Source organism: Bacillus sp. FSL W7-1360 (genome assembly GCF_038592975.1).
Classification (GTDB): domain Bacteria; phylum Bacillota; class Bacilli; order Bacillales; family Bacillaceae_D; genus Shouchella; species Shouchella lonarensis.
On sequence record NZ_CP151950.1, the window covers coordinates 2,729,615 to 2,745,358 of the forward strand.

General features: G+C 40.2%; 20 protein-coding genes. 14 read left to right on the forward strand and 6 right to left on the reverse strand.

Annotated features, from left to right (window positions below; all coding sequences use genetic code 11):
• Positions 1-47: 47 nt before the first annotated feature.
• The 9 genes from NSQ26_RS14050 to NSQ26_RS14090 all read left to right on the forward strand — a co-directional run bounded on the left by NSQ26_RS14050 (position 48) and on the right by NSQ26_RS14090 (position 7,839).
• Complete coding sequence (locus NSQ26_RS14050; RefSeq protein WP_499718617.1) at positions 48-452, forward strand: YwqH-like family protein; 405 nt, start codon at positions 48-50, stop codon at positions 450-452.
• A 7-nt stretch (positions 453-459) separates the two neighbouring features.
• Positions 460-723: a DUF5344 family protein gene (locus NSQ26_RS14055; RefSeq protein ID WP_499718618.1), complete on the forward strand. Its 264-nt coding sequence runs from the start codon at positions 460-462 to the stop codon at positions 721-723.
• Positions 724-735: 12 nt separating this feature from the next.
• Positions 736-2,760, forward strand: coding sequence for a T7SS effector LXG polymorphic toxin (locus NSQ26_RS14060; protein WP_499718619.1), 2,025 nt, complete (start codon positions 736-738; stop codon positions 2,758-2,760).
• A 71-nt stretch (positions 2,761-2,831) separates the two neighbouring features.
• Positions 2,832-3,860 (forward strand): hypothetical protein, encoded by a 1,029-nt coding sequence (locus NSQ26_RS14065; RefSeq protein WP_499718620.1) that lies wholly within the window; start codon positions 2,832-2,834, stop codon positions 3,858-3,860.
• A 2-nt stretch (positions 3,861-3,862) separates the two neighbouring features.
• A complete protein-coding gene (locus NSQ26_RS14070; protein WP_499718621.1) occupies positions 3,863-4,663 on the forward strand; it encodes a hypothetical protein in 801 nt (266 codons plus the stop codon).
• A gap of 10 nt (positions 4,664-4,673) precedes the next feature.
• The gene (locus tag NSQ26_RS14075; RefSeq protein ID WP_499718622.1) at positions 4,674-5,063 is read left to right on the forward strand and encodes a hypothetical protein; all 390 of its coding nucleotides are present in this window, start codon (positions 4,674-4,676) and stop codon (positions 5,061-5,063) included.
• Between the two features lie 30 nt (positions 5,064-5,093).
• Positions 5,094-6,068: a hypothetical protein gene (locus tag NSQ26_RS14080; protein ID WP_499718623.1), complete on the forward strand. Its 975-nt coding sequence runs from the start codon at positions 5,094-5,096 to the stop codon at positions 6,066-6,068.
• Between the two features lie 65 nt (positions 6,069-6,133).
• Positions 6,134-6,790, forward strand: coding sequence for a VC0807 family protein (locus NSQ26_RS14085; protein ID WP_499718624.1), 657 nt, complete (start codon positions 6,134-6,136; stop codon positions 6,788-6,790).
• A 146-nt stretch (positions 6,791-6,936) separates the two neighbouring features.
• Entirely contained in the window at positions 6,937-7,839 is a 903-nt protein-coding gene (locus tag NSQ26_RS14090) for a hypothetical protein (RefSeq protein WP_499718625.1), read from the forward strand.
• A 126-nt stretch (positions 7,840-7,965) separates the two neighbouring features.
• Here the strand turns inward: NSQ26_RS14090 and NSQ26_RS14095 are convergent, their stop codons facing one another.
• From NSQ26_RS14095 to NSQ26_RS14115, 5 genes are all read right to left on the reverse strand, one after another.
• Positions 7,966-8,340: a hypothetical protein gene (locus tag NSQ26_RS14095; protein WP_499718626.1), complete on the reverse strand. Its 375-nt coding sequence runs from the start codon at positions 8,338-8,340 to the stop codon at positions 7,966-7,968.
• A gap of 157 nt (positions 8,341-8,497) precedes the next feature.
• The gene (locus tag NSQ26_RS14100; protein WP_499718627.1) at positions 8,498-8,731 is read right to left on the reverse strand and encodes a DUF7447 family protein; all 234 of its coding nucleotides are present in this window, start codon (positions 8,729-8,731) and stop codon (positions 8,498-8,500) included.
• Positions 8,732-8,822: 91 nt separating this feature from the next.
• Positions 8,823-9,056, reverse strand: coding sequence for a hypothetical protein (locus NSQ26_RS14105; protein WP_499718628.1), 234 nt, complete (start codon positions 9,054-9,056; stop codon positions 8,823-8,825).
• A gap of 209 nt (positions 9,057-9,265) precedes the next feature.
• Complete coding sequence (locus NSQ26_RS14110; protein WP_499718629.1) at positions 9,266-9,688, reverse strand: hypothetical protein; 423 nt, start codon at positions 9,686-9,688, stop codon at positions 9,266-9,268.
• A gap of 211 nt (positions 9,689-9,899) precedes the next feature.
• Positions 9,900-10,700 carry a DUF4240 domain-containing protein gene (locus NSQ26_RS14115; RefSeq protein ID WP_499718630.1) on the reverse strand — a complete coding sequence of 267 codons (801 nt, stop codon included), beginning with the start codon at positions 10,698-10,700 and terminating at the stop codon, positions 9,900-9,902.
• Positions 10,701-11,381: 681 nt separating this feature from the next.
• Here NSQ26_RS14115 and NSQ26_RS14120 point away from each other — a divergent pair.
• Together NSQ26_RS14120 and NSQ26_RS14125 are read left to right on the forward strand one after the other, a co-directional pair.
• Positions 11,382-11,789, forward strand: a complete 408-nt coding sequence (locus NSQ26_RS14120; protein WP_499718045.1) for a YqxI family protein — start codon at positions 11,382-11,384, stop codon at positions 11,787-11,789.
• Between the two features lie 83 nt (positions 11,790-11,872).
• Positions 11,873-12,337, forward strand: coding sequence for a hypothetical protein (locus NSQ26_RS14125; protein ID WP_499718631.1), 465 nt, complete (start codon positions 11,873-11,875; stop codon positions 12,335-12,337).
• A gap of 65 nt (positions 12,338-12,402) precedes the next feature.
• On the opposite strand, the gene NSQ26_RS14130 is transcribed toward NSQ26_RS14125, so the two are convergent.
• Entirely contained in the window at positions 12,403-12,693 is a 291-nt protein-coding gene (locus NSQ26_RS14130; protein ID WP_499718632.1) for a helix-turn-helix domain-containing protein, read from the reverse strand.
• Between the two features lie 242 nt (positions 12,694-12,935).
• Here NSQ26_RS14130 and NSQ26_RS14135 point away from each other — a divergent pair, with 242 nt between their 5' ends.
• The 3 genes from NSQ26_RS14135 (at position 12,936) to NSQ26_RS14145 (ending at position 15,265) form a co-directional block, all read left to right on the forward strand.
• Positions 12,936-14,099, forward strand: a complete 1,164-nt coding sequence (locus NSQ26_RS14135) for an AimR family lysis-lysogeny pheromone receptor (protein WP_499718633.1) — start codon at positions 12,936-12,938, stop codon at positions 14,097-14,099.
• Positions 14,100-14,117: 18 nt separating this feature from the next.
• Positions 14,118-14,282, forward strand: coding sequence for a hypothetical protein (locus NSQ26_RS14140; RefSeq protein ID WP_499718634.1), 165 nt, complete (start codon positions 14,118-14,120; stop codon positions 14,280-14,282).
• 554 nt (positions 14,283-14,836) lie between these two features.
• Positions 14,837-15,265 (forward strand): YqxI family protein, encoded by a 429-nt coding sequence (locus NSQ26_RS14145; RefSeq protein WP_499718635.1) that lies wholly within the window; start codon positions 14,837-14,839, stop codon positions 15,263-15,265.
• Positions 15,266-15,744 lie beyond the last annotated feature (479 nt).

Sequence of the window (15,744 nt, forward strand, 5' to 3'; positions counted from 1 at the left end):
GTGAATAGAATGAACGGTGTAATAAGGAGATAAGGAGGGGAAACGCAGTGCCTTATACGATGCAAATTAGACAATTAAAACATACAATTGGTGCGCTACAAGGAGGAATTACAACGGGGCAAGATGAGCTAAAACGATTAGCCGCGGCGAGAAAAAGTTTGGTCACTTATAAAAGTAGGTTTAGCGCGCAAAAATCTTTAATTATGAAGCAACCCGTCATCAATGGAGAGAGGACACGCGGGAGAGCAGCTGCACGTCACACCCTCTTCCGTAACAACAGGGTGACAAAAAACCAACTGTTGGTCACACGGGTACAAAGTATGATCAATGCCATCGACAAACAAACGTCTCGCATTTCCTCAGACATTTCTAACGCGCGAAACCGAATTAGTAGTGCTCGAAGTCGAATAAGTAGTCTTGAGACACGTCAAAAAAATGCAGAGAAAGGTTGAATGCTAAATGGAAATTCGAATCAATGAAGCGATTGTTGTGCAAACGCTAAAAGGTGTTTCAAGTGCTGCAAGTAGTGCAACATCTCCAGGCAAGGTCGCAGCAAGCGCATGTAACTTAGATATGTTAAATAGTTTGATTGCGGCTGAGGAAGCATGTAATAAACACATGACGACATATGTCCAATCCCTAAATAAAATTGCGCGCAAGAGTGATCGGTTAGTGCGAACGTACCGCCTGCAAGATCAGGCAATCGCAAACCGAATAAAATAAAGGAGGTGCACCGTGAAAGTACTCGATGTAAAAGAAGCAATCGGCATTTTAGATGAAGTCATCAAAAGAAGAGAAGACGCAGACAAGACATTCCAAACGGTGGAAACGCAAGTGCGGCGTGTGATCATGGTCGGCACGTTCAGCGGCGGTGGTCCAAAAGCAATTCGAAACCATTTTAAATATGTGCAACTACCAACGATACGTACGTTCCGAGGTTTTTTCAACGTGTTCACAAAAGCCGTTAAACAAATGAAAAAGAACATCTTAAGCTTTGAATCCGCGGATGCACTCGTCCGGCAAGACTTTTGGTTTATGGACATGCCAAAGGGACTCGAACGTTTACAGGTGTCAACCGACGAGGGGATTGCCAATGTCAATAAGATAGCGGCATCAATTCAAGATATTGTGAACATCGGAAAATTAAGCGGCGCCCCAATGACAATGGATATTAATCAAGCAAAGAGGGACGCCTTACAAGTGCACCAGAAGCTAAAGAGTCTTGATAAAACGAATACGGCAATCATGAAAGCGGTAGAAGCACATCTGAACTCGCTCGGAAACACGGTCAAGCAAGCAGAGAGATGGTCGAATGCTGGACCTGTGATGCCAAGGAACTACGTGACAGAAGCAAAAGCCCACTTTGAAGAGAATACGCTCCATGAATTCGCGCCGAAGCCAACCGTGGAGGGTGAAAGCTGTACGAGAGAGGAAGTAGAAAGCACAAAAGAGCCGTCGATGTGGGATCAGGTGGGAGATTTCTTCTCAATGACATCGATGGTGGCGAACGTTGTGACTGTCGCGGGTGGAGCAAAGGAGATAGGCAAGCGCTTTGGTAAAGAAATAACAGGAACAACCGTGAGAGTGATGATGGAATCTCAGATGTTTTTTGACGAACAAGTGAAGATGTTTACGACGCTTACCTCTGGTTTGCGGTATGCGGGCAGAGCATTGAATAAAGAAATGGGTCGTGCGGTGAATGGTTTTGGTATGTATGTGAGCACACATCCTGTCACAAGAGGGGCAATGTCTTTTGCAGGAGACACAGTGAATGTGCTAAAAGGGCTACCGTCTAAAGGGATGACAGCTCTTTCAAAGATAGGTGACTCGTTTCAAGGAACATGGTCTGGCATAAAGGCGACTGTTAGCGATGGCGTTACAAAACTTGGTAAGTCTTTTGCGGAAAGTGATATTGGTAAAGGCATTATTAGCACAGCAGTAGGTGCTAGAAACACTGTAACAAAACTGGGCACAGCTTTTGCGAATACTCCAGTTGGACGGGAGATTGCAAGGACAACAGGAAGCATTGTGAACGGTGTAAAAGCTTTCTCTGCCACAAATTTCGTAAAAGGACTGGCCACAAAGACAGCAGCAACAGCAGTGACAAACATTGCTAAAGCAAGTCAATTGGGTGGCAGGAAGATAACAGAATTGAAGGCAACAGCAGCAATGGCGACAGCGGCTTTAGGGAAGGCCACGATGGATAATAAGGTTGTAAGAGGTGTTACCACAACCCTTCAAGGTGTGGGTAAAGGAGTAAAAAATATTCCTTGGGATTCTGTAATGAAATACGGGAAAAAAGTTCCTTATATTGGCACCGGTGTAGTCATCTTAGACAACTCTCTTGAGTTTGTGAGATCGGAAAACAAGGATAAGACATTTTGGCAGAAAGCAGGCCGTTTCCTTGGTGGTACTGCTGCAGATTTGAGCGGACCTCTTTTAGGTGCTGGAGCGGGTATCATCGTGGGTGGTATTTTTGGAATTCCAGGAGGCCCTGTAGGTATGGCTGCTGGAGCAGCTATTGGGGCAGGTATTGGATATGGGCTGGGCCCATTTTTATTAGCTGGATACAACTTATCCACCGGTGGTGATGCTACCGAGCGTGGGAGAGATTTTGGTGAAAATATCTCAGGTAGCATTGAAGAATATGTGAAAGAAAATTGGCAGGAAACAAAAAGGGAGATTAATAATCAGATTAACACTTTGAAGGACATATGGTCTGATCCTAAAAAGAGGCTTATTTGGTTGATGAGCCGATGAATGACTAGGGGGGTTCTTTCCCCCTCTTTTTGAGGGATGTACAAATATCTTCATAGTCAGGTGATGAGAAAGTGGATAAGTTTACTGAAATTCTCGAGAAGCTAAATGTAGAAAGATTGGATGCCAGGTTGGCGGGATATTTATTGCTTATTTTTGGTGGGATCTTCGTTTATGTGTTTAGTGCTATAAACATCTATTATGTTTCTGAAACGGAATCTTTTCGTTTGGTGAGTAAGATACTGCTAGGAAGTTACTTTGTGGTAGGATTGATCTTAATACACATAACTCATCGGTTCTTTAACAGGAAAGTTTGGTATTTTTCATTGATATCGGTCATAGCCACGTGGACGATAGTAGTATCCTCACTATGTGCTTTACAGGTGGCTTCTGCATATCCTTTAATCCAAATGATATTCTTAGGGATATTATCTATCCAGCTAATATGTTTGGTATTAGTAGTGATGAGGAGGAACGCTCCTGTTGCTTCTTTGAAAGCTGTTTTTAAATTGTACGTGTTTTTGATGTTGTTTTGGTTGGCGTTGAGTTGGGGTCCCCCTCTTATAAATGGAGATGGGTTTTGGCGCTGGAATAGTCCCAATCATGTAAGGTGGTATGAAAAACAGTATGGGGTAGAAGTGGCTGATGCAATAGTAGGTCCGTTCACGGTTATTATGGTACTATCAATAGTATTTGGTGTTTTAATATGGGGATTTGTTAAACTGTTTACTAAATGGCGTTTTGAAGATATCTATTCCGAGGTGTCAGGATATGTGTTGTTTTATCCTAGTGACTTTAGATATAAAGGAATAAAAGGAAGTTTTGCTTATAGTATTAAAGGCGAAACAGATTTCCCCGATAATATTATGTTAGTAGACGGAAAGCAAGGTGTGTATCATTTCAACAGAATTTTATTTCGTGGTTCTGAAGAAGAACTAATCTTTTTCAAAGAAGAAGGCATGAAGGAGGGGTTTTTCTTATGTGAAGTGGTGGGCAGCGACAAAAAGTCGGAAAAAGTAATAGCCTTGTATCAAGAGAAAAAGGGGAATTGGCGCCCATTTGAAATTGAAGAAGTAATTGAAACCAAAACTAGGAGTGATTAAAGATGGCAGAATTAGAGTTAGAACAAGCACAAACAGCCTTCACACTATCAACAGACGAGATGACAACGGCATTTTTGTTATGTGGATATGGGGAAGTAGCGGCAGAAATTTTAAACGCAAGTAAAAGAATCTCAAGCGAAGAAGAGCGGGTTCGATTTGCAGAACACACGGAGACACTGCTCAAGCACCGTGGCTATTGGGACAGTGAACGAGAATCTAACCTCATTAAAGAATTTGAGAGTTTTATTCACACACTCATGAGAGCAAGCAAGCGTTTACGGTGTGTGCGAGGAAATACGGTGTTGATGCTTCACCATGTAGAAGGAGATAACGCGATTGTTCAAACATGTAAAGGGGCAGATCACTCGTTTGAGTTGGTGGATGATGTAGAACAGCGCACCACATTCCTTCATGATTTTTATGAAGTAGAAGAGGTGGACACACAGGCGTTGGAAGGGTTTACGATGGAAGTAGACTTCTTTGAAATGTTGCATGAGATCACCGCAGAACAATTGGATGAACTGATCGAGAAAGAAGCATATGCTGGTTCGATTTTGCAGTTTTTAAAGGACTATCGTGCAAACAAATTGGTGTTTGATAATATCTCATTTTTACAGACCGATTATGCTGTGAAAAATGAAAGTGAGTTACTTGAGATGCAGTTCCTCTTAGAATCGGAAGACTTCGTTTGGCATATCCATTATCACGATATTGAAGAGAAACAAGAAGTGTATGTGTACCCTGTGGAGAAACGCGAGTATCTGGGCATGATCATTGACGGGCTGAATGATTGGTTTAGGTAAGGGGGAATTCATGAAACGACCAGTAGCGTTTGTCTTGGGGATTGTAGGGGTCTCTACTTTTGGATTGGGAACAATTTTTCTTTTACTAGCTTACTTTGGAAGCATGATGGATGGGAAACCGGGCCATAGTGATCTTGTTTCTGTGTTTGGCGCTGGTATTGTTACGATAATTGGAATTGTGGCAGTGGTGATTTTGAATAAGTATCCAAAAGCGGCAGCAACTATGTTTTTTGTTAGTGTAATATCATATTCACTTGTTTTTCTAATAAGAGTATGGCCTTTGGTGTTATTTTCAGCCATACCAATAGGGTTATATTTGGCTGTCGGGGTTTTGCTGATAGTAAATGAAAGAAATAAGAAGCGTTATAGTCGGGATCAAGTGCAGGATTCAGGTTGTTAAACGAACAGCAAAGTGAAGGGAGGACGACGATTGAAGAGTGATGCAGAGCGGCTATTTTTCCAGGATGTACATAGCAAGAAAAAAACAGGCGCGGGTGTTTTTTCTCGCGCTGGCAAGGGGAAGAAGCACACCTTCAAGGGCGGCATGCGTCTTCCCTATGACCAATTATCAAATAAAGAGAAAAAAGAATACATAAAACCAAGTGAAGTGAGGTCTTATAACATGAACGATGTGCTGCCATTGGAAGAATTTAAAAAGCGCTCAGAACAAGAACAAAAGGAATTGCTGGAGCGTTGGCGCGGTCTTTATAAAAATAAAGATATATGCGAGAAAATGGGTATGCGTGAAGGGCCATATTATGCGCTGCTCCAGAAACTCAACGTTCCACGTGAGTTGAAGCGATATAAACAGTCTGTTATCCCGCTTTCTCTGTTGCAAACCTACAAGGATAACGTGCCTGATTATGAGACTTTTATGCGAATTGAAATGAAACAACAATTTTACTTGATGTGGGGAGTTTATGAAAAGCGGTATAAAAAACAGCGCACAAAATTAGCAGAAGCGCTTGGTGCTAGCAAAGCCAAAGTATACGTGTTACGCGATAAATTAAGGAAGTGGGCGGAGAAAAACCGATTGGAAATTGATCAGGTAGTTCGAGAAATTGAAGAAGAGACAAAGAGGCAGGCAATGAGTGCGGTTATATCTAGTGCAGGTAGTGAAGTTGCTGCAACGACGATAGAGGCAGTTGAAGAAGTCGTGGAGAGTGGAGAGAAAAATGATGCCACGCCTCATGGTTTATCAGAGAATAGTCACGCAATAGAGCTGTCAGGTACTTACTGCGGGGATGTTTTGAGCAAACGACTGAAAAAGATTGCCGACTTTTTAGCGAATGAAGGGAATCAGTTTGAAATTCAGCTCACGTTAAAAGAGATTCCGAACTCTGCTGGTGTTGATGAGAAAGAAGAAATCTTGAAGAAAGTTCTGGGGTTATTGATGGATAAATAGGCACAATCGCTGGTCTTTTATAAGGACTAAAAGAAAGATTAGCGATTGAGAAGGACGTGTTGTCATTGAATCGGAAATTTTTATTAGGAGATATCCTTTTCTTTGTCGTTTTGCCATTAGCGATCTGGAATTACGGACGTGATATGATCGGCGATTATTACGCGATGCTATTATCAACAATTCCAGGATTGGTGTACTCTGCCATTCGTTTAGCGCTAACAAAAAGAATAAACAGTTACGGTATTTACGTGGTGATTACGTTAGCCGTTTCTTTCATTATTAATATTTTATCTCCGTCGGCCGAAGCAATCCTCTGGAATAGCAAAGTGTGGTTTAATTCCACAACAGCTTTGATAATATTGGGGACGATTGCGATTCGCAAACCGCTGTTTTTATACTTTGCGATTGATTTTGCCGAAGCGGCGGGTTATTCGCGTGAACAGTCAAACATAGCGTTTAGGCAAAAAGGGATTTTTTATATTTTTGTCCTTGTCACTCTTGCTTTTGTCGTTCAAGACTTGTTATATGCGGCAGTGACGGCTTTTTATTTGTTCCACAAAGGCGTTGAAGGATATAACGAGTTGGTTCTATTCCGCACAATCTTAGGATGGGCACTAAGCGGCATCATTTTTATTAGCATATACGCGGTTTCTTATAAGCTAAACAAACAGCGGGAAGCGTATGAGCGTTCGTTAGAGGAAGAGAAAGACGTTGTGCATTAATTTCTGGCATGATACTGTAAGATTGAGTCCACAGTGTTGTGTTAGCAATGGTTGTGCTTAGCTTTTTTTGATGGTACAGAGCTGGGTGTACATATGAAGACGGCGCTTGAGTTGTCAAATGACTATATACGTGGAGGTGAGCACATATGGATGTTGAACAAGAAGTGGATGACCTATTAGAAAAAATAGAGGGTAAGACGAGCTTTAAGTCACTATATATTTCTTGTCCAGTGCTTTGTGAAACAGCGATGGGAAAACGTGAGAGGAAGCAGCTATGGAAAGACTACGCGGCTGTGTTTGTTTTACTTGTTGCATATTATTCTTTGATGATGACTGTTATGGGGGAGATTATACGAGAAATTATTTATCTTATTCCTGAGGGGGGTGTGAGAATATTTGGGGCGATAATCATTATTGCATTAATATTTCTGGGACCTGTTGCTGAAGCGATAAGGTTTATTAATAGTCGTGTTTTTCAAGCTTATGGTGTTATAAGAGAAAAGAACATGTCTCGAAACGTGTCCCGATTAGATAAGTTAAGGAAACAATTGATTGAAAAAGAGTTCTATGGTTGGATAGAAAACGCATCTGTGAATGACTTCATTATACGAAAATACGTTCTTGTGTATGTGAAAAGAAAAATGAGAAGCAAAAAAGAAGAATCTCACTCGACATTTCTTTTGGGGATGATTGCACCATTTGCTATCGCTTTCTCTATTGCTATTTTCAATATTTTGTATGATGAGGCCATGAAAGACGAAAAATTGATTGGTGAAATAGGCGCTGATTACATTTTATGGTTAGTTATGATAGCCTTTGTCGGGATATTTTTAGCAGTAGTGGTTGCGGGATGGATGTTTAACCGTAGATTATTGGACAAACGCAGAAGAGGAATGTTTATGATTTCTTCATTAAGGAGAACCATTTCTATATATTTGGCGGGGAAAGATGGGGGTAGCTCGCACGTGCCCCATGAAATTCCACGCGGACGGCAGATATTTTCACGTAGTCGGAGAGAGAATTCCTCTCGTAGGAAACGCTCTAAGTGATATTTATGATATCGATAAAGATAGACATTGATGTTATAGTTACACTTTTGATTGAAAGTGGCGTTTCTTTTCATAAATACGGCCTTTGCACCCGTAAGCGTATGTGCCGTATACACGTCCCGTGATTCAGGCCTCCTTTGTGAACTCGACCAGCCTATCCCATGAATCAAAGTGAAACTGTTTGTGTTCGGGCATGCCAAAAATACCTTGGAGCACGGTAAGTGTGTAACGCTCTTCGTCATCGTAAGTTTCATATATAAAATGTTTTGTGTCACTGGTTATGTTGGAGAAAGTGTGCCGATTGATCATGTGACAAACGTCTTTCATTTTGAGAAAGTCATCGACATCGCCCACTCTCGTACGCTCGATGTGTTCAAGCGAGTCCTTATCCAAAGTGAAGATCCTACCTTTCCAGTAATATCCTAATACGTGTAGACCTTCGATTTTTGTAGATGCGGTTGCTTCAAGTTTCCGAATGTTCCAGTAAAGTTTTTCTATCATTTTTCATTCTCCTTTTTTTTCTTTGTGTCAGGGCTGTCCCAAAAGGTAAGACTTCTTGGGACAACCCCGAGGAAGGGAGATGTTTCACACAATACTAACGCTGCTAGGGCATGGAAAATACTATTGGACGAGCAACAGGGGGCAGAGCCCCTATTGCCTATTTTTTCACGATCTTGTGTAGATGCGCTTCAGCCGCTTCATAGCTGTCAAAATCTAACTCGTCCACGCGGTCGCCGGCGGAGGTGTCAAGGTTGTGGCGTCGTACGTAGAAGCGCCCGTCGTCAGTTCCGCAGTGTTCTTGAACAATGAAATACCCTTCTGTTCCTGACTCTGTCTCAACTACGGCGAGGAATAAGTCCATGGTCCCTTTGCTAAATTCGCGTTGTTTCATGTGATTCATCTCCTGGGTTTAATTTAACTTACACACTAATTATATCATGATAATAATAGTATGTAAAGTCTTTTTATACCTTTCCGGAGAATTACTTATAGCGTTTTCTGCGCTCCTTTACTTGCACGGCGTACGCTTCAACCTCTTCCTTTAGATAGAGTTTAATTGTTCCTGGGCCGGTCCCTGTCTTAAAAAAAGGCGTTAATTTATGTGTTTCCACCGACTGTCTAAAGCCGTCTGCCGATTGGCCTGTTATCGCTCTTGCCTCGTGTTTATTTAACAGGTTTTCCTTCAGATATTCCCTTAGTTCTTCTTTATCAATCATAAATATCACGCTCCCTTTCATGATATATTTTACATGACTAATTAGGGAGTGTAAAGTTTGTTCTTACGGTTACGGGAAGGGCTGTCCTAATAACAGCCCGCGATCTCGTTTTGTCTATCTAACTTAAGTTGCTTTCCCCGTCGCAGAATCGTAGTAGTGTTTCAGTCATGTTACCGTCTCTTTATTACCGAATAAATAAAGCGGGGGCATTAAGCCCCCCATGGTTGGTATTTTTTAACTAGTTCCCATAGTGCGTGCCGGGTATGGGCGTGTTCGCCGAAATTTGGTACCGGTATGTCTAGTATTTCTGATATGGTTTCTAGTAGCCCGCAAAATTCTTCGGCGTCAATCGCGGCGACTATGTCCGGGTATTCCGCTATGTCTTTTCCGTTGGTAGCAACTCCGCCGAATTTACCGCGTAGGATTTTGATATCGCAGCCGTTAGGCCAGAAATACTCCCGGTCGATCAGGTATTCGTATAGGTTTAAAATCCCGAAGCCTTCGTTTAGTCGGAAGCAGCCGAGGGCCCCGTTCCAGCCTGTTACGTCTTTTTTGTCTACTGCTACGAATGTTGTGTACGTTATTTTTGGATTGTAGTTGCTTACTTCTTCCACTCTTGATGGGTAGTTCATGTTTACCGCCTCCGTATGTTTTAATTTAACTTACATACTAATTATATCATGATAATAATAGAATGTAAAGGGTTATAAGACATTATTCTGATATTTATTTTGGGCGTTTCTCCAAAAATATCGCCATGGCTGATGTGCCATTGTGGTAATGTTTTACATAAATAAAGCAGGGCACTAGGCCCCACTTTATCATTAGTATTCTTTAATTAGTTTAGTTATCTCGTTGAAGAATAAAACTTAGTTCGTGGGGGCTGTTTGGGTCTTGTCTTGTCAGTACGGATATAGTTCCCTTACTGTCCTGTAGCCCCTTAGTAGGGTTCAAGTTAAATCCCCATTCTAGGATGACCTTTTTTAGGTGATCTTTACCCTCTTTTAGTTCCTTGATTTCTGCTCTTTTATACGGGATGTCCTTTGTTGTGCTTTCTAACCAGGCGAGGGAATCAATCATTCCTGTCCAGGTATAGTACATTTCCGCAAGTTCTTGTTGCTTTTCAGGAGTAAGATCCTCTAACACAGCGGTTGTTTCCTTTGTTTTCGAGATTTCTTGAGATATTTGTTCTTTCGCGATCAGTCTTATTTTGTGTGTAGTTTGTTCGTTTTCACTCAGCCGATCTACCGCGCGTATCGCTGCCATAAAAAGATCATCTTCGCGCGGGATGGTTACCGCTTTAGCTAAGTAATTTCGTAAGTAATTGGGGTCTTTTAGTGAATTCATGAAGACGTTTTCCCCTTCTAGGATGATTCCCGATATAATATCGTCCAGGATATCGTCAGAGAAGTGGAGGTCTCTTTTTCCCACCGCCTCGTCACGTATAACTCGAGATAATGTATCGTTGGAGAACATTTTTGATCTCAGTTTTACTATTGCCGCCTCAGCGTATACCGCGTCTTCAAGACCTAGATTGAGTAATTCATTTTCCAACCATTTGGTTCTGGTTTCTGACCCAAGGCCATCGTATTTCGGTTTAGTCTTTGATTGTTCGATGAGTTTCCAGAATGTCTGCATATTCATTTGTTTATCGCCTCCGCATGTTTTACTTTAACTTACATACTTATTATATCATGATAATAATAGTATGTAAAGGGTTTTTGGGGATTTTTCTGATATTTATTTGCGGGTTTCCCAAAATAATAAAGAAGGGGCGCTAGGCACAGTCTGTCACAAGGCAAGAAAACCCACAGTTAGGAAAGGAAGCGCAGCTGAAATTTTGAAGGCAGTGCTTGAAATGTTGAAGTAAAAATTTTATTTGTTGGTTTATTTTCAAATGGATTATAATTTATCAATCAGTACCTTTTATGATTACTATTAGATGATCACAAAATTAACAGAACGAACAAAAAACTTTACGACTTTATACGATCAAGAAAAACAATTAATACCTATAAAATGCTTTATTCGTCAAGAAACACTACTTTATAATAGGTTATTATGTAATTTAAAGTCGTAAAAAGAAGATAACTTATTGTAGACATTGATCAATATTGTGTTAAACTTGCATTATAGAGTAACTTATAGTTAATAAAGAAATGCCTATTCGTTATGCTTTAAGTTAACTATATACTTTGTTTAGGGGGTGGTCAAAATGGTGTAGATTGAAGAAGTTCATGTGCATGCATTTGTTGACGTTGTGATTCTTGTTGTGGTATTATTTTGATACCATGACAAACATATAATAAGGGGGAAATTTTGCTCATGGTTATGAAATCGTTTTTAGCTTCTTTGTCAGTTTTGGTAATGTTTATGTTGGTTGCGCCTTCTTTTGCATCCGCTTCCACGGACGGTGTCCCGAACATGGAGTTAAAAAGGGACTTTGATGATCTCGGGAAATATGATGATGATATTATTGAAGAGCAAGGCTGGAAACTTTGGACGATTAAACAGGCGTTAAGGCATGGAGGAGATATTCTAAGTAAAATCATCAAACCATTGAGTAAAAAGAATGCTAACCTGGTAAAAAAGTATTCTAAAAAAATGGCTGATGGTCTGGATAAATTCTCGACGAAATCTGAAAAAGCGATAGCTACAGGATTCGAGAAGGTGGGAATCCCTAAAAAAGCTGCAAAAACCTTGGCAAAGATTGTAGCTGGGTGGATCTTGTAAACCGTTAATAAAGAGCGTCCTGTTCTAAAGGGCGCTTGCTTTGCTTAACATATATACATAGTAAATGGAAGGGGAGAACAAAAATGTATAAAAAAGTAATTGGATATACGGCGGTACTCGCGGCAATTATATTGATGTATGTTGCAACTATTTTTCTCGCGGGAACGTTTTTCACCTTTATTCCGTTTCTTGCGATTGAAGTAGACTCGTTTTTCTCGCTGTTTTTTTTCAGCATTTTTATTGTCCTGTACGTTGTTATTGCTGAGATTGTAAACATTTTCGTGCGTGTTTTTGATTCTTTTGGTATAGATTGGCTGTCAAAAATATTTAGTAAAAATGAAACGGGTATATATATCCATGGGGGGCTATCCTTCATATATATATATATTGTTGAAATGAATTACGAAGGGGTAAGAATTCCTGTTTTCTCTCTTGTGCTCTTACACTTATGTTTGATGTTAGGGGTTTATTTCTTCTTTAGAAGGAAAATAAATGATGATATTGAATCAGATGACATGGAAACAGAAAGGCATGAGATGAATAAATAGGCGCACTCCCCCTCGCAAAAGAAATTTTCTAGCAGGGGGATTCTTTGTTAATGGCTGAAATATTTCTATTTGTAGCGTAGAAACGCTAAATACTCGCGTAAAAGTTTGTTTTCTTCGTCTGTAAGACTCGCGTCTGCCAAAGGAAGGGTGGCATTAACAGTACGACCCAATAAATAATCGGCTGACACGTTAAATGTATCACAAATTTTTATTAATGTAGATGTATCAGGGTTTCGGTTACCTGTCTCGTAACCCGACACAGACACCTTTGTTACTCCTAGCATTTGCCCAAGTTGTTCTTGTGTCAGTTTCCGTTGTTTTCTCAGTGAACGCAAGTGATCTGGTTTTATAGACATATGCAACTTCCTTTCCTTGAATCATCTTTTCTCCTTATTCTACTATATATTACTATGTATTACACTACCGGTTTACTATTTTACACAACATGGTTTGAATTTTCTTTTTGTTAAACCACAATTCGAATCTAATCGACAAAAGTATATAAATTTTGTGCAAGGATTTATGCTTTTGATGACGAAAGTATAAACAAGCAGGGATCTCTGTGAGATTTTTGTAAAAATTACTAAGGAGGATGGGTATGTCCAAACATGTTTCACCCTTAGAATTGGATGTAGTACGCACAATAACACCACAGACCCAACAATTGTTGCAAGACATGGGGTTATGGGAGAATGGAGATGTGTGGACGCCATCCATCATGTGGGAGTTGGCTAGAGGCGAAGACTCTGATGGCGTTAAGATGTATGAAAAAATCTGCTTTGAACAAGTAATTCTTTCTGTTCGAAAGATGGCGAAAGGCCGCATTGTACCCCTGATGAACGAATATGTGCTTGCTTTGGAAGGTGAAGGACAAAGCCGAGAGTATGTAAAAGACGCTTTTGAATACGCAATGTTATTCGAACAAAAAACTGTATTGAAAAAACTTGTTGAGAGATTCCGCAAAAGCATGGATTTGGAAGAGTGGGGGACTGTCTATGATTTGATGTTGGAAGTATTAGAAGGCTCGTTATCGGAAAAAGGCATCATACGTAAATCCCGTGATGCGGTGGGGCATGTTTATGAAACTGTTCTGAAGACACGTCTGGAACTGTTGGAAATGTTCGCATATGAACGACTTGGTTATCCCGAAAAATCCGTGTCGCTCATTGATCATCTTCCAGAACAGTTTTTACGTATTAAGCCAGGATTCACAAAGAGTGTATTAGCTAGTCGTGCTATGCTCTGCATAGCGAATTCACTGCTCTATGTAAAGGGTAATATAGGGCAGGCTGAGAAATATTACTCAAATGTGTTGGATAATAGTATGACTCCTGAAGCGGTTCGTGCGTATGCTCACCATGGCTTGGCGTTGGCAACTTTGTATAAAGAAGGTGGTGGATTGCCACACCTAGAAAAAGCAATTGACTATGCAGAGCGGTTAGGATTGAATGATTATCGAGATCGCCTAAAGAAAAACGACTACCCGTTTTTACGAAATGTATCCGGCGAACAGTTTGATGTAGAGGACGTGGACGTTGAAGAACAGATCCATCAGTATGTTGTACGCGGGGAATGTGAACGAGCACTTGTGATGATTAAGGAATTGGAGTCACAAGGTAGAGATACAGCTTTGTTGGAATACTACAAGGGTAAGGCGACTAAAGATAAGAATGTGCTAGCATATGCTTTAAAACGGTTGGAGGTTGAGAATCAAGCTTTCTTACTTCCGCTTATCAAGGAAGAAATGGGGATTCCAGTTTAAAACACAAGGAGGGGTATTATGAAAGCGATTAAGGGTGTTTGTGTTATTATGGTTGTGGCAAGTCTTGCTTTTGTGAGTGTTGGATCCAATGGAGTATCAGAGGCATCTAATCCAGGCTTTTCAGTAGATGCTTCTGCAGGAGATGTTATGCCTTTAGGTCCTACTGTGCCGGGGCAAGCCTAAGATTTTTTGCGCTTATAGTCACAAGCTGGTCAGGGGGGCTTCTCGCCCTCTTTTTAATGTGCTATAATACAAGTGTCACCGCCTAGGTGATTTACGGTATAGGGAGGGCTTTTGCCCTTCTCTTTTTGTTTTAATAGGAAGCTTGTTGCGCTAGTAATTTCATTGTGATATATTAAATGCACATCACATTTACCTTTATATATATGAATGATGTATTCATCCAGTGGACTGCTCCTTGTTGCAAGGGGTGGTTTTTTGGTTATAATGCCCAGTTAATAACCATACATATCCATTTAATAGAACAAAAGACATCCATCTAATGTAAATAGATGGAAATAAAATGATTCCATGTGTAGAAACATGTCCTTATTTGACAGAAAAAAGAGAAAAGTTATTATTTACAATAGGTCAAAAGTCCTATACTATAAAAACTGTAATACTATCACAATGTTAAAGGATGTGTTGCCATAACGAATAGTCGCAAAGTCGTATGGTTTTATGTGTAGAGGTTGCATTGTTGTAAGGTATAAAAAACCGAAAGGGTGACTGCAAGAATGAAAAAGGTAACACTGGCAAGCTTGTCCTCTCTTTTACTTTTTAGCGCGGTTGTTCCCACTTTAGCAGATGCTAAAAATAATGCACAAAATCAAGATGTGGTGGCGATTCAACGTACTTATGATATCAACTTGGCACAAACACAAAAAGGGTACGAGCTTTCTCGAGATGAAGCGCGGGTAAATGCTAAGCTCAAAATTATTGCGGCGCTTCTTCGGGCTGGTGGATGGGCGTTGGAAAAGGCTTTACGTCCATTTAGCAAGAAAAACGCCGACCTTGTTTTAAAATATCGGCACAAAATTGCTGATGTTTTGGAAGAGATCGAGACAGTTTCAGAGATGGCTTTAACACAGGCATTACGAAAAGCAGGAATTGCTAAGAAAGACGCAGAAGCCATTGCTAAGGTTATTATCTGGATTGTTCTTTAGAGTATAGTTTGGAAGAATACACCACTCATTTATTACATAGTGTAATAGTGAGTGGTGTACTTTATCTTTGGAGGTTATTATATTGAACAAAGAGCGTCTTCTTATGTTTTTGGTTCTTGTTTCTATTGTAGTTTTTATTGGGATTGTTTGTACTGCAGTGGTGTATTTTTTAAGTATGGTCTTTGGCGTCAAATTGATTAGTCTGCCCTATTTTTTGTTAGCATTTTTTATTTCGTTTTTAATTTTAGTGCCATTGAGCGTTATTCTTGAAACTTATCTAAAAGTAAACAAGAACTACACTCATTTTTTTATTGTCTGGTCGGAAATTATACAATTCCTGCTTTTTGTTGTCGTGTTACATATTATAAATGACCACTTTCATTTAAGTGTGCATAAATCTTTTTTTATGGAGGTGCTTTTTTATTTTACATTGTATGTACTACTATGGGGAGGGGCGCTATTCGGGAAACACGTTGACA